Origin of the sequence: Duganella sp. P38 (assembly GCF_050859475.1) — a bacterium.
Taxonomy (GTDB): Bacteria; Pseudomonadota; Gammaproteobacteria; order Burkholderiales; family Burkholderiaceae_D; genus Rugamonas.
On sequence record NZ_CP193936.1, the window covers coordinates 2,691,544 to 2,712,168 of the forward strand.

The 20,625-nt window shown below is 66.7% G+C and carries 19 protein-coding genes and 2 pseudogenes; 7 read left to right on the plus strand and 14 right to left on the minus strand.

Annotated elements, in window-relative coordinates; genetic code table 11:
- Positions 1-68: 68 nt before the first annotated feature.
- On the minus strand, positions 69-257 hold the full coding sequence (locus ACRQ5J_RS12480) for a YqaE/Pmp3 family membrane protein (RefSeq protein WP_432377247.1): 189 nt from the start codon (positions 255-257) through the stop codon (positions 69-71).
- Between the two features lie 132 nt (positions 258-389).
- On the opposite strand from ACRQ5J_RS12480, the gene ACRQ5J_RS12485 reads away from it, so the two are divergent.
- Complete coding sequence (locus ACRQ5J_RS12485; RefSeq protein WP_432377248.1) at positions 390-860, plus strand: hypothetical protein; 471 nt, start codon at positions 390-392, stop codon at positions 858-860.
- On the opposite strand, the gene ACRQ5J_RS12490 is transcribed toward ACRQ5J_RS12485, so the two are convergent.
- The 3 genes and pseudogenes from ACRQ5J_RS12490 to ACRQ5J_RS12500 form a co-directional block, all read right to left on the minus strand.
- Positions 802-1,833, minus strand: coding sequence for a transporter (locus tag ACRQ5J_RS12490; RefSeq protein ID WP_432377249.1), 1,032 nt, complete (start codon positions 1,831-1,833; stop codon positions 802-804). The genes ACRQ5J_RS12485 and ACRQ5J_RS12490 overlap by 59 nt on opposite strands.
- Before the next feature lie 6 nt (positions 1,834-1,839).
- Entirely contained in the window at positions 1,840-2,679 is an 840-nt protein-coding gene (locus ACRQ5J_RS12495) for an HDOD domain-containing protein (protein WP_432377250.1), read from the minus strand.
- Between the two features lie 196 nt (positions 2,680-2,875).
- Positions 2,876-4,134 (minus strand): annotated as a pseudogene (locus ACRQ5J_RS12500) (D-amino acid dehydrogenase); the annotation flags it as partial.
- A gap of 97 nt (positions 4,135-4,231) precedes the next feature.
- On the opposite strand from ACRQ5J_RS12500, the gene ACRQ5J_RS12505 reads away from it, so the two are divergent.
- The 3 genes from ACRQ5J_RS12505 to ACRQ5J_RS12515 are packed head-to-tail and all read left to right on the plus strand — an operon-like array spanning position 4,232 to position 6,664.
- A complete protein-coding gene (locus ACRQ5J_RS12505) occupies positions 4,232-4,729 on the plus strand; it encodes an Lrp/AsnC ligand binding domain-containing protein (protein ID WP_432377251.1) in 498 nt (165 codons plus the stop codon).
- Positions 4,730-4,783: 54 nt separating this feature from the next.
- Positions 4,784-5,068 (plus strand): hypothetical protein, encoded by a 285-nt coding sequence (locus ACRQ5J_RS12510; RefSeq protein WP_432377252.1) that lies wholly within the window; start codon positions 4,784-4,786, stop codon positions 5,066-5,068.
- Positions 5,069-5,119: 51 nt separating this feature from the next.
- On the plus strand, positions 5,120-6,664 hold the full coding sequence (locus tag ACRQ5J_RS12515) for a hypothetical protein (RefSeq protein ID WP_432377253.1): 1,545 nt from the start codon (positions 5,120-5,122) through the stop codon (positions 6,662-6,664).
- A gap of 3 nt (positions 6,665-6,667) precedes the next feature.
- Here ACRQ5J_RS12515 and ACRQ5J_RS12520 read toward each other — a convergent pair whose 3' ends face one another.
- Genes ACRQ5J_RS12520 through ACRQ5J_RS12535 form a run of 4 tightly spaced genes read right to left on the minus strand, consistent with a single transcriptional unit; the run spans position 6,668 to position 11,233 of the window.
- On the minus strand, positions 6,668-7,816 hold the full coding sequence (locus ACRQ5J_RS12520) for an efflux RND transporter periplasmic adaptor subunit (protein WP_432377254.1): 1,149 nt from the start codon (positions 7,814-7,816) through the stop codon (positions 6,668-6,670).
- Between the two features lie 9 nt (positions 7,817-7,825).
- Complete coding sequence (locus tag ACRQ5J_RS12525; RefSeq protein ID WP_432377255.1) at positions 7,826-9,259, minus strand: efflux transporter outer membrane subunit; 1,434 nt, start codon at positions 9,257-9,259, stop codon at positions 7,826-7,828.
- 10 nt (positions 9,260-9,269) lie between these two features.
- Positions 9,270-10,802, minus strand: coding sequence for a DHA2 family efflux MFS transporter permease subunit (locus tag ACRQ5J_RS12530; RefSeq protein WP_432377256.1), 1,533 nt, complete (start codon positions 10,800-10,802; stop codon positions 9,270-9,272).
- Positions 10,799-11,233 carry a MarR family winged helix-turn-helix transcriptional regulator gene (locus tag ACRQ5J_RS12535; RefSeq protein ID WP_432377257.1) on the minus strand — a complete coding sequence of 145 codons (435 nt, stop codon included), beginning with the start codon at positions 11,231-11,233 and terminating at the stop codon, positions 10,799-10,801. The genes ACRQ5J_RS12530 and ACRQ5J_RS12535 overlap by 4 nt, the downstream gene beginning before the upstream one ends.
- 142 nt (positions 11,234-11,375) lie before the next feature.
- On the opposite strand from ACRQ5J_RS12535, the gene ACRQ5J_RS12540 reads away from it, so the two are divergent.
- Both ACRQ5J_RS12540 and ACRQ5J_RS12545 read left to right on the plus strand, forming a co-directional pair.
- Positions 11,376-11,885 (plus strand): hypothetical protein, encoded by a 510-nt coding sequence (locus tag ACRQ5J_RS12540; RefSeq protein ID WP_432377258.1) that lies wholly within the window; start codon positions 11,376-11,378, stop codon positions 11,883-11,885.
- A 32-nt stretch (positions 11,886-11,917) separates the two neighbouring features.
- Positions 11,918-13,219: an NAD(P)/FAD-dependent oxidoreductase gene (locus ACRQ5J_RS12545; protein ID WP_432377259.1), complete on the plus strand. Its 1,302-nt coding sequence runs from the start codon at positions 11,918-11,920 to the stop codon at positions 13,217-13,219.
- On the opposite strand, the gene ACRQ5J_RS12550 is transcribed toward ACRQ5J_RS12545, so the two are convergent.
- Positions 13,206-13,934, minus strand: a complete 729-nt coding sequence (locus ACRQ5J_RS12550; protein ID WP_432377260.1) for a sensor histidine kinase — start codon at positions 13,932-13,934, stop codon at positions 13,206-13,208. The two genes, ACRQ5J_RS12545 and ACRQ5J_RS12550, sit on opposite strands and share 14 nt — an antisense overlap.
- A gap of 87 nt (positions 13,935-14,021) precedes the next feature.
- Positions 14,022-15,641, minus strand: a complete 1,620-nt coding sequence (locus ACRQ5J_RS12555) for a response regulator (RefSeq protein WP_432377262.1) — start codon at positions 15,639-15,641, stop codon at positions 14,022-14,024.
- 176 nt (positions 15,642-15,817) lie between these two features.
- Here ACRQ5J_RS12555 and ACRQ5J_RS12560 point away from each other — a divergent pair, with 176 nt between their 5' ends.
- On the plus strand, positions 15,818-16,237 hold the full coding sequence (locus ACRQ5J_RS12560) for a hypothetical protein (RefSeq protein WP_432377263.1): 420 nt from the start codon (positions 15,818-15,820) through the stop codon (positions 16,235-16,237).
- 46 nt (positions 16,238-16,283) lie between these two features.
- Here the strand turns inward: ACRQ5J_RS12560 and ACRQ5J_RS12565 are convergent, their stop codons facing one another.
- From ACRQ5J_RS12565 to ACRQ5J_RS12580, 4 genes and pseudogenes are all read right to left on the minus strand, one after another.
- Complete coding sequence (locus ACRQ5J_RS12565) at positions 16,284-17,261, minus strand: diguanylate cyclase domain-containing protein (RefSeq protein WP_432377265.1); 978 nt, start codon at positions 17,259-17,261, stop codon at positions 16,284-16,286.
- Between the two features lie 240 nt (positions 17,262-17,501).
- Positions 17,502-19,148, minus strand: a complete 1,647-nt coding sequence (locus ACRQ5J_RS12570) for an ATP-binding protein (RefSeq protein WP_432377266.1) — start codon at positions 19,146-19,148, stop codon at positions 17,502-17,504.
- A gap of 148 nt (positions 19,149-19,296) precedes the next feature.
- Positions 19,297-19,698, minus strand: a pseudogene (locus tag ACRQ5J_RS12575) (PAS domain-containing protein); the annotation flags it as partial.
- Positions 19,699-19,764: 66 nt separating this feature from the next.
- Entirely contained in the window at positions 19,765-20,586 is an 822-nt protein-coding gene (locus ACRQ5J_RS12580) for a response regulator (protein WP_432377268.1), read from the minus strand.
- Between the last annotated feature and the right edge of the window lie 39 nt (positions 20,587-20,625).

Genomic DNA, 20,625 nt, shown 5'->3' on the forward strand with positions numbered 1-20,625 from the left:
ACTGTAGCGCTGCCTCAACAATAAGTAAAACAAAAAGCTTTATAAAGTCCGCGCGGGCTGCCCCCGGCTTAGCGGCCGAGGGCGCGGGCGATTTTCTGGTCGGTTTTGTATTGGCTGAGCGCGTAGACGGCCCAGATCGCCGCTGGCAGCCAGCCGATCAGCGTGATTTGCAGGATCAGGCAGATGATGCCGGCGAACGGGCGGCCGATCGTGAAGAAGGTTAGCCATGGCAAGATGAGGGCGATGATCAGACGCATAACTGTGTATCCGGTGTAGTTGATGGTCCGTACACAATATCACGTATGATGGCGTTCATTTGCTTCGGATCGCGTCATCATGAAAGACTGGCTGGCCGGCGCCCAGGGCGCTTACTTTTTCTGTGGCTGGGCGTGGCCCTGATCGGCCTGTTCGGCGTGCTGGAGTACCGCTTTCCGCAGGCGGCCCAGCTCGAAACCGCGCGTGGCCGCGTGGTGTGGCAGCAGGAGACGCGCGGCGCGCTGTATTTTATTCTGTCCGACCAGCGGCAACTGGTGGTGCAGGCCAAGGGCGATGCCGATGGCCGCCAGCGCCAGACCGTCCGCGACGCCACCATGTATCCGCTGACGGTGCAGTTCCTGCCCTCGCAGCAGAGCGCCGTCGGCTTTGCGCCCGGGCCGTTTTATACGGCCTATGTGGTGGCGGTCGGCGGCAAGCCGGTGGCGCGCCTGGAACAGGTGCGCGCCGCCTACCGGCGCGATAACCTGGTGGCGCTGGGCATGGGCGTCGCCGCCGCGCTGGCCGGCGCCTGGCGCGTGCGCTCGCTCAGTCCGGCCCCACGTCGCGCTGGCGGCGGAAGGCCAGCCAGCCGGCGATCACGGTGAAGCTGGCGACGATCACCACCACCACCAGGAAGCCGTGCGGCGAGTCCGCAAGCGGGATGCCGCCCACGTTCATGCCCATCAGGCCGGCGATGATGTTGATCGGCAGCGCCAATACCGTCACCACGGTCAGCACGAACAGGCTGCGGTTGTTGGCTTCGCCGGCCAGCGCGGCGATTTCCTCCTGAATCAGCTTGATGCGTTCCTGCAGCGAGGCCATGTCGGCCAGCACCATCGAGAATTCCTCGGTCGACTGGCGCAATTCCTGGGTGTCGATGTCGGCCATCCACAGCGGCGGCTTTTGCAGCAGGCGGAACAGCGCGGCCGGCTCCGGCGCCAGCAGCCGCTGCAGGCGCACCAGCACCCGGCGCAAGGCGCCCAGGTTGGCGCGCTTGGTGGTCAGCTTGCCGGCCAGCAGCTTGTCCTCGATGTTGTCGACGGTGGTGATGGCGTCGCGCACGATCTTGATCAGCGCGTCGGCCTGGTCGCGCAGCAAGTGGATCAGCAATTCCACCGACGAACGGATCGGCTCGCCGTTGCGGACGGCGTTGCGCAGGCTGTCGACCGCGCGCAGCGGCTTGCGGCGGGCGCTGATGGCGATCTGCCGGTCGACGCTGAGCCAGAGCGTGGAGATGTCGGACGGCTCGTAGGTGAAGTCGTGGACCACGTCGTTGACCACGGCGATCAGCGTGTTGTCGGCCAGTTCGATGCGCGTCGAGCGCGGCCCTTCGTGCAGGCTGTCGTAGAATTCCTCCGGCAGCGCGGCGTGCTCGTGTAGCCATTTTTCGCTGGCGGTGTTGGCCAGGTTGAAGTGCAGCCAGACGAATTCCTGCGGATGCCGGTCGCGCTCGCCGAGCCACTGGCGGGCGCCGGCGGTGTCCAGCGGCACGCCCTTGCCGTCGGCCGCGCGGCCAAACAGATAGCCGCACACCAGGCCGGATTGATCGGAACCGTAGGAGAGCGACGGCGTCTGCATGCGCGCCTAGACCAGCAGCGTGGCGCTCATTTCCGCCGCGTCGCGTTTGGCCTGGTCCAGCATGGCTGCCAGCTTTTGCTCGTCGATGAACAGGTCGATGGCCGAGTCGGAGTGCGGCGGCAGCTCGCGCTGCGGCTCCTGCAGCGGCGACTTCACCGGCGTCAGGTGGTTGGCCAGCAGCAGCGTGTCGAGCAGCGTGTCGGGCGGGATCGACATGAAACTGTCGCGCAGGCCTTCGATGGCGTCCGCCACCGGCTCCGGTATGCACAGCTTGCGCATCACTTCGCGCGTGATGATTTCCTCGCTGGCCGAGTGCCAGTTCTCCGGGTCTTCTTCCAGCAGGCCGGGGAATTCGTCGGCGCGCGACAGCAGGTAGAAGCCGCCGACCTCGTGCACGATGCCGGCAAACAGCGCGGTGTCCTCGTTGACGCCGGTGACGTCGCGCGCGATCAGGCGGCCCAGCGCGGCCACGGCCAGCGTGTGGTCCCACAGCTTTTCCGCCTTGGCGCGCACCTCGGGGTTGGAGATTTTGCTGCCGAACTGGCGCACCACCATGGCGGCGGCCAGCGCGAACAGGTTCTGGTAGCCGATGCGCATGATGGCGCCGCGCACATTGGTCACCACCGGCGCGCCGGCGCGGTTGAACATGGCGGAATTGGAGATCGCGACCGTCTTCGCGGCCAGCAATGGTTCAGCCAGCACCAGGCTGATGGCGGTGTCGATCGGACAGTCCGGGTCGTCCAGCGCCAGTTGTACGCGCAGCGCCGCATTGACGCTGGTAGGGAAAACGAGTTCGCCTCGTATGGCCAGGGCCGCAATGTGGCCAAATGCTTCAAGTTTGTTCATGGTCAAAATTATACGCAGGCTTGGCCCCAATCTCAACGCTCCATGCAGCGTTGTTGAAGGTATTCGAGCGATAGCGGCGGCGATGCGACAGTGCTGTCACGCTAGTGTCATGCACGGCAGGGGAGGGGACGTGCGCGACGGCGGGGCGGCGTCGCGCACGGGTGAGCGGAAAATCAGGCGTTGACCAGTTGCGGCGCGCGCGCGCGCGCTCGGCGCCGTAGCGGCTGACCGCCAGGTCGTCGGCGCGGATGGCCGGGCGGCGCGCCGAGATCAGGTCCGACAGCAGTTGCGCCGAGCCGCAGGACATGGTCCAGCCCAGCGTGCCGTGGCCGGTGTTGATGTACAGGTTGCGCAGGCCGCTGCGGCCGACGATCGGCGTGCCGTCCGGCGTCATCGGGCGCAGGCCGGTCCAGAACGTGGCCTCGGCGGTGTTGCCGGCGCCGGGGAACAGGTCGTTGACCACCATTTCCAGCGTCTCGCGGCGGCGCGGGTTGAGGCGGGTGTCGAAGCCGGCGATCTCGGCCATGCCGCCGACGCGGATGCGGTCGTCAAAGCGGGTGACGGCGATCTTGTAGGTTTCGTCCAGAATGGTCGAGACCGGCGCGGCGTCGGCGTCGACGATCGGCACGGTGATCGAATAGCCCTTCAGCGGGTAGACCGGAATCTTGACCAGATTCTTTAGCAGCGCGGTCGAATACGACCCCATGGCCACCACATACGATTCGCCGGTGACCAGCTCGTCGCCGCACTGGACGCCCCGGATGGCGTCGCCTTCGGTGAGCAGGCCGTCGATCTCCATGCCGTAGCGGAACTTGACGCCCAGCTCCGTGGCCATCGCGGTCAGGCGGGTGGTAAACAACTGGCAGTCGCCGGTTTCATCGTTGGGCAGGCGCAGGCCGCCGACCAGCTTGTCGCGCGCCAGGCCGGGTTCGGCGCCGGCCAGTTGCTCGCGGCCCAGCAGCTCGTAGGGGACGCCGGTTTCTTCCAGCACCGCGATGTCCTTGGCGGCCGCGTCCAGCTGCTGCTGGGTGCGGAACAGCTGGGTGGTGCCTTGCTGGCGGCCTTCGTATTCGATGCCGGTGGCGGCGCGCAGCGCCTTGAAGCAGTCGCGGCTGTATTCGGCCAGGCGCACCATGCGTTCCTTGTTGATGGCGTAGCGTTCGGCATTGCAGTTTTGCAGCATTTGCCACATCCATTGCAGCTGGAACAGCGTGCCGTCCGGCGTGATGGACAGCGGGGCGTGGCGTTGCAACATCCATTTCATCGCTTTCAGCGGGATGCCGGGCGCGGCCCAGGGGAGGCGTAGCCGGGCGAGATCTGGCCGGCGTTGGCGAAGCTGGTTTCGAGGGCGGGGCCGGGCTGGCGATCAAGCACGGTAACGTCGTGGCCGGCCTTGGCCAGATAGTAGGCGCTGGTGACGCCAATGACTCCGCTACCCAGGATAACTACGCGCATATTGCCCCCGATTATTTAACTTCCTTAGATTCCGCTATGGTATTCTTGTTTTTCTAGTGGTTGTTACTGTATATCTCGAAAAAAATAGTGGATTATCATGCGAATACAGAAAGAATCGGTCCGCGGCCTGGACAAGCTGGACCGCAAGATACTGCAGATCCTGCAGCAGGACGGGCGGATTTCGATGAAAGACCTCGGCGAGCAGGTCGGCCTGTCGACCACGCCGACCATCGAGCGCGTCAAGCGCATGGAGCGCGACGGCGTCATCACCGGCTATCACGCGCGTATCGATCCGCCCGCGCTGGGCGCCAAATTGCTGGTGTTTGTCGAGATTACGCTGAACCAGAAATCGGGGCCGGCGTTCGAGCAGTTCCGGCGCGAGGTGCTGCGCATCCCCGAGGTGCAGGAGTGCCACCTGGTGTCGGGCGATTTCGACTACCTGATCAAGGCGCGCATCCATGAAATGGCCGAGTACCGCAAGCTGCTGGGCGAGATGTTGCTCAGTCTGCCTGGTGCGGCGCAGTCGAAGAGCTATGTGGTGATGGAGGAAATCAAGGAAACGCTGATCCTGTCGACCGAGATCGCCCAGGTCTGATCTGGATCAGAGTGTGCCGCTTGCATTCGGCGGCGCGCGGCGCATACTGATCACATGAACTCCGTCGAATCAGCCAAATATCGCAAGCACTTGGAAGAGGGTGGCGTGCCGCCCCAGCAGGCCGTGGCGCACGCCGATGCGCTGGGCGAGGTGCTGCACAATATTCAGGAATCCATGGCCACCAGGGACTGGGTGCGGGCCGAGATACGCACCCAGTTACAGGACCTGAAATTCGATATGGTCAAATGGATGATCACGCTGTTTGTCACGCTGTTCATCGCCCAGACCGGCGTGACCATCGGCGCCGTCATTGCCCTGATCCGCTATCTGCCTCGCTGAGCCGGCTTCAGTTACAATGCCATAATGGCATTACAACCAACTGGAGCAGGCGTGAATAGTCCGTCATCGCAGCTCGCCGTCCGCTCGCTGGACGAGCATTTATCCTCTGATCAGAGCTTCAGCTCCGCTTACGCGCGCGCCGTCGGCGCCATCGCCGGCAACGAGGGTAGCCTCACGCTGGCCCAGTTCGCCGCCGTCACCGACATCGCCGGCGACGGCCAATCGTCCGCCGTCTTCACCGCGCTGGTGCTGAACGCCATCGAATCCGGCGTCGAAGTCGACTGGGCGCTGAACGCACTCAGCCGCAGTTGCAGCGGCATCGACCAGGCCGCGCGCGAACAGGCGCTGCACATGGTGGTGCCGCTGCTGGCGCTGCACGGCGCTGACGCCCGCGCGCTGGCGCAGCGTTTCGCCAAGGCGCTGGCGGTGCGCCTTGCGCCGGACGACCTGAACCGTCTGCCGCAAGCCGAACAGCGCGGCATCCTCGCCAACCTCGGCGAGCAGGCGCGCCGCCTGGTGCGCGGCCGCTCGCTGGCCGACGCCGTGGCCGACTTCGGCCGCACCGCCGGCCAGCCGGCGCTGGTCGACCACGCGCGCAACTTCCAGTCCGGCGAGATCGGCCAGGCTGAATTGCGCGCGCTGGTCGGCAGCACCACGGCCGCCATCGCGCAGGACATCAACAGCTATCTGGAACAGGCGCGCCTGCTGGCGCTGGGCGAGGCGGCGGCCGCCTCGCTGGTGAGCGCCGCCAACGACCTGAAAAGCCAGGTGTCGCAACGGCTGGTGCTGGTCGAACAGCGCATCGCCTACGAGCGCCGGCTGATGAGCGAAGAGGTGGACGACGCCGTGCATGACGCCGGCAACGCCATCGAACTGGCGATGAGCGACCGCCTCAACAGCGACAAATGGAAGGACGAGGACGTGTGGTCCAGCATCGGCCGCAACCAGTTCGGACAGGAGATGGAGCGCCGCCTCGACCGCATCGTGCGGCGCAAGGAGCAGGCCTTGCAGCTGTTGCAGGAAGACTTGCGCCTGTTCCAGTCCGGCATGCGGCTGGGGCAGGCGACCGTGTTCCAGCGTCAGCATCACGCGGCGCTGGCCAGGCTGATGCCGCGCCTGCGCGTCGGCACGCGCCTGGTCAACACGCTGGACACGGCCGCCAGCGTCACGCTGGTCAGCGGCGCGGCGGTGGCGGCCAGCACCGGCACCGCCGCCTACCTGATCGGCGCGGCGGTGGTCTTGCCGGTGGTGGCGCCGGTGGCGCCGTTCGTCGGCGGCGCGGTGCTGCTGGCCGGCGCGTTCAAATGGTTTGCCGACGGCGGCAAGCGCAAGCGCATGGAAATCCGCGACAAGCGCGTCGTCTTCGAGGAGGAACTGCGCAAGCAGCTGCTGGCGGCCGAACAGTCCTTCAACGCCCAGCTCGACCAGGTGGCTGAAGGCTTCCGCGATTCGGCCTTGCAGATCCTGACGCCGATCGTGCTGGAAGCCGAAGCCGCCGGCCGCGTGCCGGGCATGCGCCAGCGCATCGCCGACCGCGTCATCGCGCAGGCGCAGACGGCGATGCGGCAGCTCGACCAGGAGCTGCTGAAGCCTTAGTGCCTACAGGTTGTGCGAGATGATGGTGTCGGCCGCGCTGGCGGCCTGCTGCAGGGGCTGGTTCAGCGCTTGCGTGGTGTAGACCGGCGTTGGCGGCATGGCCGCGCCCAGCACCGGGCCATCGGTGTGGCTGATGTCCACCGATACCGTGGTGGACAGGCCGATGCGCAGCGGATGCGCTTTCAGCTCTTGCGGGTCGAGCGCGATGCGCACCGGCAGCCGCTGCACCACCTTGATCCAGTTGCCGCTGGCGTTTTGCGCCGGCAGCAGCGCGAAGGCGCTGCCGGTGCCGGCCGACAGGCCGACCACGCGGCCGTGGAACGTCACCTTGCCGCCATACATATCCGCTTCCACTTTGGCGGGCTGGCCGACGCGGATGTTGTTCAGCTCCGATTCCTTGAAGTTGGCGTCCACCCACAACTGGTCCAGCGGCACGATCGCCATCAGCGCGGTGCCCGGCGTGGCGCGCGCGCCGATCTGCACGCTGCGCTTGGCCACATAGCCCGATACCGGCGCCAGGATCGTGTTGCGGCGCGCCGCCAGCCAGGCCTGCACGTAGTCGGCCCTGGCCGCCTGCACCGCCGGGTGCAGCGCGACGCTGACGCCGCTGACGCCGGCCTTGGCCGCTTCCTCCTGCTTCACCGCGACCGCCAGCGCGGCGCGCGCGTCGTCCACCGCCTGGCGCGCGTGGTCGACTTCCTCGCCCGAGACGGTATGGTCGGCGGCCAGCGGCGCGCGGCGCGCCAGGTCGCTTTCGGCGTGCTTCAGTTGCAGCTGGCGCAGCGCGATGGTGGCGTCGTACTGCGCGACGTCGGCGTAGCGCTGGCGTTGCTGGCGCACGGCGGCGCCCAGCCTGGCGTCGGCTTGCTGCAGGGCGATGTCGGCGTCCGCCGCGTCGAGCTGGATCAGCGGCGCGCCGGCCTGCACCATTTGCGTTTCGTCGGCGCGGATTTCGGTGACGTTGCCGGTCACCTGCGACGACAGGCTGACCAGGTTGCCGCCGACATAGGCGTTGTCGGTCTGCTGCACCTTGGACAGCACGGCCTGGTAATAGGCGGCGTAGGCGACGCCGGCGGCGATGAAGGCCAGCGTGATCGCGGCCAGCAGGGTTTTGCGTTTTTTCTCGTTCGGTTGCGTGGTTGCAGTGCTCATGATGTGGTCCTATTTGGATGCGGTCGCCAGCGGCGCTTGTTCGTGATAGCCGCCGCCCAGCGCCCTGGTCAGCGCGACTTCGGCCAGCAGTTGTACTTGTTGCAGATAGAGATCGGCGTCCTGCTGCCGGAGCAGCGCCAGGCGGGCGTTCAGCAGCTGGCTGTGGTTGGCCAGGCCGTGCTCGAGCCGGGCCTGCGCCGCCGCCAGTTGCGCCCGCGCCGCCGCCGTGGCGGCCGCCTGCTGCGCGATCTGCTGTTCGATGCCTTGCAGCTGCGCGCCGCCTTGCGCCACCTCGCGCACCGCTTCGACAATGGTCTGGTTGTATTCGGCGACGCGTTCGTTGCGGTTGGTGCGGGCGCCGTCCAGTTGCGCGTCCAGCCGGCGGCTGTCGAACAGCGGCAGCGTCAGCGTCGGGCCGACGTAGGCGGTGCGGCTGGCCGCTTGCAGCAGTTTGTCAAGCTTGATGGTGTCGAGGCCGATCGAGCCGGTCAGGTTGAGGTCAGGGTAGAAGGCTGCCTCGGCTGCTTGGATCTTGCCCAGCGACGCTTCCAGCTTCCAGCGCGCCGCTTGCAGGTCCGGGCGGCGCGCCAGCAGTTCGATGCCGAGGCGGGCCGGCAGCCGGTGCGGGGCTGGCGCCAGCGCCGCCGGTTGCAGCTCGGCCAGCGCGCGGTTGTCGGCGCCCGCCAGCGCGCGTAGCGCTTCGCGTTCGTGCTCGATGTCGGCCTTCAGTTGCGCCTGCTGCTTGCGGATCAGGCTCAGTTCCGCCTGCACCGCGCGCTGCGCGTCGGCATCGTCCAGCCCGTGCGCGATGCGCCTGGCCTGGTCCTGCGCCAGCGCGCTCTGCGTGGCCGCCAGCTGCTCGCTGTTGGCCAGCCGCGCCCACGCGCCTTGCAGGCGGAAGTAGCTTTGCGCAATCGACGCGGCCAGCGCCTGTTCGGCTTCGGCGTAGGCGGCGCGGCCGGCATTGAGCTCGCCGACGGCGGCCGCCACCTGCGCGCGGTTCTTGCCCCACCAGTCGAAGTTGTAGCGCAGGTCCAGCCGCAGCGTTTCGGTGGTGAACCAGGCGCCGCCGATCGGTTCGGGGAACAGGCCGGTGCCGGAATAGCGCTGGCGGTTGGCGTTGGCGTACAGCGAGCTTTCCAGCCCCAGGTCGGCCAGGCTGCGCGACAGCGAGGCGCGCGCCGTGCCGATGTGCGCCGCCGCCACCTCCAGCGATGGCCCGCCTGCCAGCGCCTGCTCGATCAGGGCGTCCAGCTGGGCGTCGTGGTAGCTGGTCCACCACCGCGCTTCCGGCCAGCCTTCGTGCGCGAGCTTGATGCCGGCCGACAGTTCGGCGCCGGCGAGGTCGCGCTGGTGCAGCGGCTGCGTGTCCGGCGCGATGGCGGCACAGCCGGCCAGGGCCAGCGCTGCCAGCAGGGCGACCGGTTTGAATCTGGTTTTCATTGATAAGTCCTTAATCGATTGCCGCGTGGGCGGTGTCCGGCGGCGCGTTGTTCGCCGGCGGCCTGACCAGCACCAGCAGCGGTATCACGCACAGCGTCAACATAAACATCAGCCAGAAATCGTCGACGTAGGCGATCATCGAGGCCTGCCGCGTGATCTCGTTGTTCAGCGCGGCCGCCGCTTGCGGCGTGGCCAGGTTGTCGAGCAGCGCCGGATTGCTGCTGGTGATGTGTTCGGTCAGCGACGCATGGGCGGTCTGCGTGTTGCGCACCAGCAGCGTTTGCACCAGCGCGATGCCGATCGAACTGCCGATGTTGCGGATCAGGCTATAGATCGCCGTGCCTTCGGCGCGCAGCTCGGGCGACAGCGTGGCGAAAGTGGCCGCGCTGAGCGGAACGAACACCAGTCCCAGGCCCAGGCCCTGGATCACGCCCGGCCAGACGATGTCGCTCTGCGACAGCACCAGCGTGTAGCGCGACATCTGCCACAGCGAGAAGGCGGTGATCAGGAAGCCGCCGCCCAGCAGCAAGCGCAGATCGACCTTGCCGACCAGCCGGCCGACGAACATCATGGCAAGCATGGTGCCGATGCCGCTGGGCGCGGTCACCAGGCCGGCGATCTTGGCCGGATAGCCCATCAGGCCTTGCAGCATGGTCGGCGTCAGCGCGCGCGTGGCGAACAGCACCACGCCGACCACGAAGATGAACAACAGGCCGCTGACGTAGTTGGCGTTGCGCAGCAGCCGGTAATCGAAGAAGGACTTGCCGGCCGGCCGCGTGGCGGTGTGGGCGATGAAGTAGGCAAAGCTCAGCGCCAGGATGACGGCCTCCACCCACGTCTCGGTGGAATTGAACCAGTCGTTCTGCTCGCCGCGGTCGAGCAGCATCTGCAGCGCGCCGATGGCCAGGCTGAGCGTGGCGAAGCCGAAGGCGTCGAACTGCATCTTGCGCGGCGCATCGGCTTGTTTGATGTAGCGCCAGATGCCGTAGAAAGCGATGGCGCCGATCGGTACGTTGATGAAGAACACCCAGCGCCAGTTGTAGCTGTCGGTCAGCCAGCCGCCCAGCGTGGGCCCGAGGATCGGCCCGATCATCACGCCCATGCCCCACACCGCCATGGCCGAGCCGTGTTTCTCGCGCGGGTTGATGTCAAGCAGCGTGGCCTGCGACAGCGGCACCAGCGCCGCGCCGAACAGGCCTTGCAGCAGGCGGGCGACGACGATCTCGGTCAGCGATCCGGCCAGGCCGCACAGCACCGAGGCGATGGTGAAGCCGGCCACCGAGGTGAGGAAAATATTTTTCTGGCCGAAGCGGTCGCACAGCCAGCCGGTCAGCGGCGTGGCGATGGCGGCGGCAACGATGAAGGAGGTCAGCACCCACGTGATCTGGTCCTGCGAGGCCGACAGGCTGCCCTGCATATGCGGCAGCGCGACGTTGGCGATGGTGCCGTCGAGCGCCTGGATCACCGTGGCCAGCATGATCGACACGGTGATCATGCGGCGGTTCAGGCCGTCGTCCGCGGCGGCGGGGACGGTGGCGCTCATGGCAGCGACTCGATGTGGGCCTGGATCGCTTCGAGGAAGGTGGTCACCGTGTCGAGCGTGCCAGGATCGACATTGCCGAGCAGTTCGCGGCGGAAGGCGTCGGCTTCCTTCCATACCGATTGGTAGACTTCCTGTCCGGCCGGCGTCAGGCTCAGCAGCTTGACGCGGCGGTCGGTCGCGGAAGGCGTGCGCAGCATGTAGCCGGCTTTGACCAGCCGGTCGATGGTGGCCACCATGGTCGGGTCTTCAACGCCGGCGCGCGCCGCCAGCCGCGTCTGCGACGGCGGCTCGGTTTCCTTGGCGGTCAGGGCGATGGCCATCCAGCTGGCCTGGCTCAGGCCCAGGTGCTTGAGGCGGCGGTCGATCGCCAGCCGCCAGGCGCGCGCCGAGCCATGCAGGGCGGCCGAGAATCGTTCTTCTATAGAAGGCATATAATTTTATAGCTAATGATTAGGTATCGAACGATTAGTTTAGCACGAGTAAGATATGTTCGTCACCGCACAGAAAAATCCCGGAGCATTTATTATGCTAAGTGGTGAGCAAGTTCGCTCGTGTAAAGAATCGAGACTCATCATGAAAGCCACGTTACTCGCCGCCAGCCTGCTGGCGCTGTCCGCCTCTGCCTTTGCAGCCAACACCGCGGTGTCCATCAGTGTCGGCCAGCCCGGTTTTTACGGCCGCATCGACATCGGCGACTATCCGCCGCCGCAGGTCATCTACCGCCAGCCGGTGCTGATCGAGCGCCCGGTGCATTACGTCGAGGCCGCGCCGATTTATCTGCGCGTGCCGCCAGGCCATGCGAAGAACTGGCGCAAGCATTGCCGCGCTTACCACGCATGCAATCAGAGGGTGTATTTCGTGCAGGACGGCTGGTATAACAAGCAGTACGTGCCGCGCTACCGTGAGCGACATGGCCATGGCGGACCGCGCCATGAGCAGCACCATAATGACCATCGCGACCACCGTCCCGACCACCGTCCCGACCATGGCAAGGGCCATGGCCGCGGACCGGAGCATGGCCGCGGCCCCGATCACGGCCGGGGCCCGGACCACGGCCGCGGACACGATCGCCACGACCGATAACCGGCGGCATGTGCCGCCACAGGAGAATAGTTTTGCAAAGTAAATTCGTCATTGTTGGCGGCGGCGCAGGCGGGCTGGAGCTCGCCTGCAAGCTGGGCCGCAAGCTCGGCCCGCAGGCAGTCATGCTGGTGGACAGCCGCCTGTTCCACATCTGGAAGCCGTCGCTGCACGAGGTTGCGGCCGGCACGCTGGATGTGCACCAGGAAGGCTTGTCGTACCAGATGCTGGCGCATGACAACCATTTCACCTTCGTCTACGGCCCGATGCTGGCGCTGGATGCCGGCCAGCGCGTGCTGACCGTCGGCGCCATCGCGAGCGGCGAGGGGCACAAGGAGGAAATCCTGCCGCAGCGCCAGATCCATTTTGAGAAACTGGTCATGGCGGTCGGCAGCACCTCCAATTATTTCGGCGTGCCCGGCGCGGCCGAGCACACCATTTCGCTGAACGCCACCGAGGACGCGGAGCGCTTCCGCCTGACGCTGCTCAAGCTGCTGACCTTGGCCGAGCTGAAGAAAAGCGTGCAGCCGGAGGCTGGCGTGGATGTGGTCATCATCGGCGGCGGCGCCACCGGCGTCGAGCTGGCGGCCGAATTGCGCGAGGCCAGCGATGTGTACGCCACCTATGGCTTCCGCCAGTTACAGGCCGAGCGCGACGTGCGCATCACCTTGCTCGAGGGGGCGCCGCGCATCCTGGCGCCACTGCCTGAGAAAGTGTCGAGCGCCGCACTGGAACTGCTGCGCGAGCGCGCCGTGACGGTGGTGACCGGCACGCGCGTGACCGCCATCGACGGCGCCAGCGTCACCGCCGGCGACACCGTCTATCCGGCGCAGATCGTGGTGTGGGCAGCCGGCATCAAGGCGCCGGACTTCCTCAGGACGCTGGGCCTGCCGACCACCAGGTCGGGCCAGCTCGATGTCGACGGCACGCTGGCGGTCAAGGGCTTCGATTATATCTACGCGCTGGGCGACTGCGCCGCCTGCGAGGGGCCGGACGGCAAGCTGGTGCCGCCGCGCGCGCAAGCGGCGCACCAGATGGCCGACTACCTGGTCGAGACTTTCCTGCGCCAGCACAAGGGCCAGCCGCCGCAGGGCAAGCCGTATGTGTACCGCGATTACGGTTCGCTGGTGTCGTTCGGCCAGACCACCTCGGTCGGCAGCCTGATGGGCTCGTTGAAGGGCCTGAGCTGGTTTGTCGACGGCTTCGTCGCGCGCATGATGTATGTCAGCCTGCACCTGATGCACCACAAGGCCGTGCTGGGCACGGTGCGCACCGGCGTGCTGGCGGTGGCGCGCTTCCTGATCAAGCGCACCACGCCGCTGGTCAAACTACACTAGCGTCCTTGGGCGGCTTCGGCAGGATCATCGTCAGCGTGACGCCGCGCTCGGCGCCTGCCGACAAGGTCAGCGTGCCGCCGAGATAGGCGGCGCGCTCGCGCGCCATGCGCAGGCCAAACTTGCCGACCGGCTGGCCGGCCGCCACCGGGCCGCTGAGGCCGACGCCGTTGTCCTTCACCGTCAACATCGTTTCATCCTCGTTGTCGTCGACGATGACGTCGATCTCGCTGGCCTGCGCGTGCTGCGCGATGTTGCGCAGCGCCTCTTCCAGCGTGTGCAGCAGCACGATGCCGTGGCTGCGCGGGCAGTCCAGTTCTTCTTCCGGCAGGCTGCAGCGGGCGGTGATGCCGCGCTGTTCGCCGAACTGCGTCACCAGCTCGTCGAGCGCGACGCGCACGCCGAGGAATTCCAGTTTGTCGTTCCACAGCTTGAGCTGCATCTGGCGGTTGGTTTCGACGATCTGGCCCAGCAGCTTTTTCATGTGGCCGGCGCGGTCCTGCAAGGCCTGGTCGGGCGGCAGTTTCTGCATCAGCAGGCCCAGGTGCATGGTCAGCGCGGTCAGCGATGAGCCGAGGCTGTCGTGCAGCTGGCGCGACAGCGAGCGGCGCTCGTTGTCCCAACAGGTGTGGACGTGGCCGAGCAGTTCGCTCAGGTCGGCGCTACGCAGGGCGTCCTGCTGCGGAGTGTGTGGTTCTTGCGATGCCGGTACGGACATGGATTTTCTCTTATTAATCGGACGGACGACGACCGGACGAACAACGGTCTGACCCGATCATACCCGAGCTTTGCCGCGGCTGGCGCACTACTGCTTCACCGGCACCCTGGCGCAGGTGTCGATCGCCGCCATCAGCTGATCGATATCGACCGGCTTGACCAGGTGGCGGTCGAAGCCGGCCTCCATCACGCGCCGCAGGTCCTCGGCCAGGCCGTAGCCGGTGAGGGCGATCAGCCTGATGTCGCGCGTGGCCGGGTCGGCGCGCAGGCGGCGCGCCACCTCGTAGCCGTCGATGCCGGGCAGGCCGATGTCGACCAGCGCCAGGTCGGGCTGGTAATCCTGCGCCGCGCTCAGGCCGAGCAGGCCGTCGGCGGCGGCGGTGACGTCGTAGCCGTAGCCGCCCAACATCATGGTCATCATCTCGCGGCCGTCGTCGTTGTCCTCGATCAGCAGCACGCGCGGCTTGCCGTGCTCGGCGATGGGGGCCGGCGCCGGCGCCGCCGCCACCGGATGCTCGATGCGCGGCAGGCGCAGCGTGAAGGTGCTGCCGCGATCGGGGCCGGCGCTTTCGGCGGCGACGCTGCCGCCATGCAGCTCGGCCAGCCGGCGCACCAGCGACAGGCCGATGCCGAGTCCGCCCTGCGAGCGGTCCAGCGTGCTGCTGCCCTGCACGAACACGTCGAACACATGCGGCAGCAGCTCGGCCGGAATGCCGACGCCGTTGTCGCGCACGCTCAGCACCACGTCATCGTTCTCGGTCCAGGTGCGCACTTCGACGCGGCCGCCGGTGGGCGTGTACTTGAGGGCGTTGTCGAGGAGGTTGCTGCTGATTTGTTCGAGCCGCGTGCTGTCGCCGTCGATCCAGCCGGCGTCGAGGTCGAGCACCAGGTCGTAATCGGCGCTGCGGCCGGTGGCGCGGTAGGTTTCCAGCGTCTGGCCGACCAGCGCGGCCAGGTCGAGCGGCGCGCGGTTGAGCAGGATCTTGCCGGACATGGCGCGCGACAGGTCGAGCAGGTCGTCGACGATGCGGCCCAGGTGCTGGCTCTGGCGCTGGATGATTTTCTTGGCGCGCTGCACGCCGTCGGCCGACACGCCGGGCAGGCCGATCAGCGAGGCGGCGCTGCTGATCGCGCTGAGCGGATTGCGCAGTTCGTGGCCCAGCATGGCCAGGAACTCGTCCTTGGCGTGGTTTTGCCGCTCCATCGACTTGCGCTCCTCGATCTCGCGGGTCAGGCGCTGGTTGGTGGCGGTCAGTTCGGTGGTGCGCTGGCTCAGCTGGCGCGCCTGTTTTTTCAGTTCCTCGTTCTTCATCGCCAGCGCCACGAACACCGAGATCTTGGCGTACAGCACCTGCGGGATCACCGGCGTGAACAGGAAGTCGACGGCGCCGTGCTGGTAGGCCTTCAGCCGGTCCAGTTCGTCCGCGAGAAAGGCGGTGACGAAGATGATGGGGATGTCGGCCGAGCGCGCGCGGGCGTGGATGGCCTCGGCGGTTTCAAAGCCGTCCATGCCGGGCATGTTGACGTCCAGCAGGATCACCGCCAGGTCGTGCATCAGCACCTGGCGCAGCGCGTCCTGGCCCGAGCGCGCCGCCAGCACTTCATAGGACGCCTGCTCGGCCCATTGGGCGAGCAGACTGGTCAGCGCGAACAGGCTGTTGGCGTCGTCATTGACGACCAGGATCTTGGGTTTGTCTGGTGTGGGCACGGGAGGTCCGCCGTAGAAGCTTCAATCGATCATAGCAAGGGGCAATATGAATGTCAAAAAGTCACATTCAACCGGGCGCGGCGGCAGCGGCGCGGGGCCTGCGTTCGCTTTCGCACAGACCGCCGGCAGCGCAGCTGGCACAGTCAAAGCGGACGATCAACTGAAAGGATGTCATCATGAATATCGATACTGTCGTGGACAAAGAATATGTGGGCCACAGCTTCCGCGCGCTGGCCGAGGCGCCGACCAGCGCCTTGCGCGGCCTCAGCGCCAAGGACGCCAAGGCGCTGGCGCAGGCCTTCAATGTGCACACCGTGCGCGACCTGGCCAACCTGGCGTTCGTCAAATGGGCGGTAGCGATCAGCACGCTGGCGGAGCTGGAGCAGGAAACGCCGCAGGAGCAGGCCAAGGAAACGCTGCTCGACAATGCGGTCGAGATGACCTTCCCGGCCAGCGACCCGGTCTCGGTGGATGCCGGTATTACCCGCATTGAAGTGCCTCCGGAGGTTGTGAATGCGCACGACGATCACCAGCACGCCGCCAAGGTTGACGAGTGCACCCAGCGCGGCCTGAAGGAAGAAGCGGCCGCGCACTAAGCGCTGTCGCCGCAGCCGCGCGCGGGCCTGTGGGCCCGCTTTTTTATCAGGCCAGCGTGGCCGACATGGTGTGTGGCTGGGCGGGTTTGTTGCGCATCGCCTGCGCGGTGCAGCAGCGGTTTTTGCCGGAGCGCTTGGCTTCGTACAGCGCGCCGTCGGCGGCCGCGATCAGCGCTGCCACCTCGGTGGCGTCGTCGGGGAAGATGCCGACGCCGATGCTGGTCGACAGCTTCAGCGTCAGGCCGTTGACCTGGTAGGCTTGCGAGACGGCGTCGATCAGCTTGTTGGCAGGTTCCTGGGTGTCGGCCACGGTGGCGATATCGCCCATGACGATGACGAATTCGTCGCCGCCGACGCGCGCCACCGTGTCCTCCTTGCGCGAACAGCCGACCAGCCGCTGCGCCACCTGCTTGAGGATTTCGTCGCCGTAGGCGTGGCCGTGGGTGTCGTTGATGGCCTTGAAGCCGTCGAGGTCGAGATACATGATGGCCGCCTTGTTCTGCTGGCGCATCGCGTGTTGCAGCACGGTGGCGATGCGGTCTTCCAGCAGCCGGCGGTTGGGCAGGCTGGTCAGCGGATCGTGCAGCGCCAGTTCCTGCTGCTGGCGGCTGTACTGCGCCAGCTCCTTGTACAGCAGGCGCACTTCCAGCATGTTGTGGATGCGCTTGTGCACTTCCAGCAGGTCGAACGGTTTGCTGATGAAGTCGCGCGCGCCGGCTTCCAGCGCGGCGATCTTGAAGCTGGGCTGCGCGGTCAGCGCCAGCACCGGCAGGTAGCCGCCCTGTTCGATCTCCTTCAGGCCTTTCATCACCTGGAAGCCGTTCAGGCCCGGCATCTGCAGGTCCAGCAGGATCAGGTCGTAGCAGTGCTGGCGGTGCAGCGGGCAAACCTGCTCGGGCAGCATGGTCGAAGAGACATCGGTATAGCCGGCCTCGCGCAAGATCTCCAACATCAGTTCGACGTTGTCGGCGCTGTCATCCACCACCAGGATCTTGGCGTTCAGGATTTCTTCTCGGCTCGGCATAATAGGTCTCGGTCTCTCAACTCTTAATGGTATTTAGATAATAGCGCATGGCGCGTTGACGCGCCGCACACAAGCATATTTAATTTCCGTGCGGAAATTATTCTACGCTAATTCCAGCAGTTTTGTAGTGTATCAAGAGTTTTTTAGATTGCTTGTAGGACATTGCCGCGTCGTGAAGTAGGAGTTGGAAAGTTTCCACATGGAAAGTTAATAAGCATCGTGATGATTCTGACAGCGTTTTCAAGCGTGCCGCTGGGCGGCGCCCATGGCCGCCACTTTGGCGATCAGCTCGGTGGCTTCGACCGGCTTGGCGACATGCGCCAGAAAGCCGCTGGACAGCGCCTTGATGCGGTCTTCCGAACGGGCGAAGGCGGTCAGGGCGATGGCTGGCAGGTCGCCGCCGCGCGCCGGCCCGAGTGCGCGGATGCGATCCAGCAGGCCGTAGCCGTCGATCTCCGGCATGCCGAGGTCGCTGACCATCAGGTCGGGGCGCTCGTGTTGCAGTAAATGCAAGGCCTCGGCGGCGGTGGCGGCTGTCAGCACATTGGCGTTGCAGTCGGCCAGGATGCGCTTGATCAGTTCGCGCGCGTCGTCCTCGTCATCCACCACCAGCACTTGCAGGCCGCTCAGATCGTGCGCCGCAGCATGGCTGGCCGGCGGCTGCGGCGCCGGCGCCACGCCCGGCGGCAGGCTGTGCTGGCGCGGCAGGCGCAGCGTGAAGCAGGCGCCTTTGCCTTCGCCCTCGCTGGCGACGCTGATGGTGCCGCCGTGCTGTTCCACCAGGTGCTTGACGATGGCCAGCCCCAGGCCGAGGCCGCCATGCTGGCGGGTGGTGGTGGCGTCGGCCTGGCGGAAGCGCTCGAACACATGCCCCAGAAAGCCGGGCTCGATGCCGATGCCGCTGTCGCGCACGCTGATGGCGATGTCGTCGCCGTCGCGCCGCACGCTGACGGTCACCGTGCCGCCGTGCGGCGTGAACTTGAGCGCATTGCTGAGCAGGTTCCACAGGATTTGCTGCAGGCGGTTGGCGTCGCCCGCCACCATGCCGGGCGCGGCGGCGAAGTCTTTCTCGATGCGGATCTGCTTGGCCTCGGCGGCGGCGCGCACCGCTTCGACGGCGGCGGCGGCGATCGCGGCCGGCGCCAGCGGCTGCATCTCCAGCCGCACCTTGCCGGAAGTGATGCTGCTCATGTCCAGCAAGTCTTCGATCAGCTGCGATTGGGCGCGGGCGTTGCGCTCGATGGTTTGCAGGCCGCGGTGCAGGTCGGCCTCGCCGCGGCTGCCACGGCGCAGCACCTGCGCCCAGCCGAGGATGGCCGTCAGCGGCGTGCGCAGTTCGTGCGACAGCGTGGCCAGGAACTCGTCTTTCAGCTGACTGGTGCGTTCGGCTTCGGCGCGCGCCTGGCGCTCGGAATCGAGCAGCACCTTGCGTTCCTCGGCGGCACGCTGCGACGCCTCGTACAGCCGCGCGTTGTCGATGGCCACTGCGGCCTGGGCGGCAATGCCGCCGATGATGCGTTCGGTGCGTTCGCTGAACATGCCCGGCTGCGGGTGGCCAAACATCAGGCAGCCGATCACCACGCCGTTGCGCAGCGCTACCGGCACGGCCAGATAGCTGCGCACCAGCGGCGTGGCGGCGGCGCCTGGCGGGAGGGTCGCGGCGCCGGGCTGCGCCGGCGGCAGGTCGGCGCAGCGCATGGCGCCGCCGAGGCCGCCGCCGGCGGTGCCGAACAGCGCGGTCGCGCGCGGCTCGCCGAAGCGGACGAAGGCGTCGGTGGCGTCGCCGGACAGCGTGTGCAGCACGGCGGCCTCGCCGGTGTCGTCGGTGGTGTGGTAGAAGAAGGCGCCGAAGCGGGCGCCGCTGATGCTGGTGGCGGCGTCGGTCACCTCCTGCAGCAGCGGGCCGATGGTCGCGCTGCGAGGCCAGCATGATGCCGGTATGGTTGAGCAATTCCAGCACGGCGGTTTCATCGCGCAGCGCTTCCTGCACGCGCTTGACCTGGTCGACGTCGGTGCTGGTGCCGAACCAGCGCAGCACGCTGCCATCGGCGCCGTGCACCGGGTTGGCGCGCATCAGAAACCAGCGGAATTCGCCGCTGGCGCTGCGGATCGGCACTTCCAGCTCAAACGGCGTGCCGTGGTGGCGCGACTGCGCCCAGTGCGCTTCCAGCGCGTCGATGCAGTCGGGCGAATAAGCGCGCTTCCAGCCGTCGCCACTCATCTGCTCGGGCGTGCTGCCGGTGTAGTCGTACCAGCGCTGGTTGTACCAGGTCATGGCGCCGTCCTGCTCGGCGATCCAGGCTAGTTGCGGTATGGAATTAGCCAGCGCGCGCAACTCCAGCTGGCTCTGACGCAAGGCTTCCTTCGCGCGCAGCAACTCGTCTTGCGCGTCAGCCGCAAGCGGCGTGGTAGCGGTGGCATCGTTCTGAACTATCATGCAATGATTTTAGCGCCAACCACGGCGCCGGCTCCGCACGTTTGCCAGCGGAGGCAGGGCGCTGTGTTAGCCGCCGCGCACTGCGGCTGCTATTTGTTCCAGAACCGCCTGCAACTGTTCGATGTCGTAGGGTTTTTGCAACGATTGCGATGGGAATTCAAGGTGTTTGGTCAGCTCGTCGCCATAGCCGGAGGCGAACAGCAGAGCTAGTTGCGGCGCCTGGCGGCGCGCCTGCCGGGCCAGCTCGACGCCAGAAATGCCGGGCAGGCTGACGTCGGTGAACAACACATCGAACTGCTGCTGCGCCAGCAGCGGCAGCGCTTCCTCGCCGCTGGCGACCGATTCCACCGCATGGCCCAGCGCGCGCAGCGTTTCGCACACCAGGTAGCGGGCGTCGGCATTGTCTTCCACCACCAGCAGCCGCAGCGGCGCGCTGCTGTCGTCCAGCGCGGCAGGGCGGGCGGTGGCCAGCGCGCACAGGATGCCGCCGACGCCCCCATGGTGGTCGGGCACCGGCGTGTAGTACAAGTCCAGGCATTGCTGCTCGATATGGCCGTCGCGCCACAGCGGCAGGCTGACGCCGCGGTAGCTGACGCTGCGGCCCTCGCGCGCCGGCGCCAGCGCGGCGCTGTTCCAGGCGAAGGCGGCCGGCTGCATGGCCGGCACGTTGCCGCCCGGCGCGCGCAGGCTGGGCAGGCCGGCCAGATCGGCGTAGGCTTGGTTGTACACCATGATTTGCTCGGGGCCCCACATCAGCAGCATGGCCTGGGGCGAGTTGAGCAGGATATCGACGGTCAGGCGCAGGCTGGCGGGCCAGCCTGCGCTGTCGCCCAGCGCGGTGGCGGGCCAATCGGGAACGGGCGGGGTGACGGCGGCGGGTGCATTCATTCGTTGCGCGTGATCTCTATTTTAACTGTCTTATGAAAA

Coding starts and splice junctions, on each gene's coding strand:
- ACRQ5J_RS12580 (WP_432377268.1), bottom strand. CDS start 20,586: ATGAATGCACCCGCCGCCGTCACCCCGCCCGTTCCCGATTGGCCCGCC.
- ACRQ5J_RS12520 (WP_432377254.1), bottom strand. CDS start 7,816: ATGAGCACTGCAACCACGCAACCGAACGAGAAAAAACGCAAAACCCTG.
- ACRQ5J_RS12490 (WP_432377249.1), bottom strand. CDS start 1,833: ATGCAGACGCCGTCGCTCTCCTACGGTTCCGATCAATCCGGCCTGGTG.
- ACRQ5J_RS12505 (WP_432377251.1), top strand. CDS start 4,232: ATGCGAATACAGAAAGAATCGGTCCGCGGCCTGGACAAGCTGGACCGC.
- ACRQ5J_RS12480 (WP_432377247.1), bottom strand. CDS start 257: ATGCGTCTGATCATCGCCCTCATCTTGCCATGGCTAACCTTCTTCACG.
- ACRQ5J_RS12525 (WP_432377255.1), bottom strand. CDS start 9,259: ATGAAAACCAGATTCAAACCGGTCGCCCTGCTGGCAGCGCTGGCCCTG.
- ACRQ5J_RS12540 (WP_432377258.1), top strand. CDS start 11,376: ATGAAAGCCACGTTACTCGCCGCCAGCCTGCTGGCGCTGTCCGCCTCT.
- ACRQ5J_RS12560 (WP_432377263.1), top strand. CDS start 15,818: ATGAATATCGATACTGTCGTGGACAAAGAATATGTGGGCCACAGCTTC.
- ACRQ5J_RS12510 (WP_432377252.1), top strand. CDS start 4,784: ATGAACTCCGTCGAATCAGCCAAATATCGCAAGCACTTGGAAGAGGGT.
- ACRQ5J_RS12550 (WP_432377260.1), bottom strand. CDS start 13,934: ATGTCCGTACCGGCATCGCAAGAACCACACACTCCGCAGCAGGACGCC.
- ACRQ5J_RS12495 (WP_432377250.1), bottom strand. CDS start 2,679: ATGAACAAACTTGAAGCATTTGGCCACATTGCGGCCCTGGCCATACGA.
- ACRQ5J_RS12530 (WP_432377256.1), bottom strand. CDS start 10,802: ATGAGCGCCACCGTCCCCGCCGCCGCGGACGACGGCCTGAACCGCCGC.
- ACRQ5J_RS12565 (WP_432377265.1), bottom strand. CDS start 17,261: ATGCCGAGCCGAGAAGAAATCCTGAACGCCAAGATCCTGGTGGTGGAT.
- ACRQ5J_RS12535 (WP_432377257.1), bottom strand. CDS start 11,233: ATGCCTTCTATAGAAGAACGATTCTCGGCCGCCCTGCATGGCTCGGCG.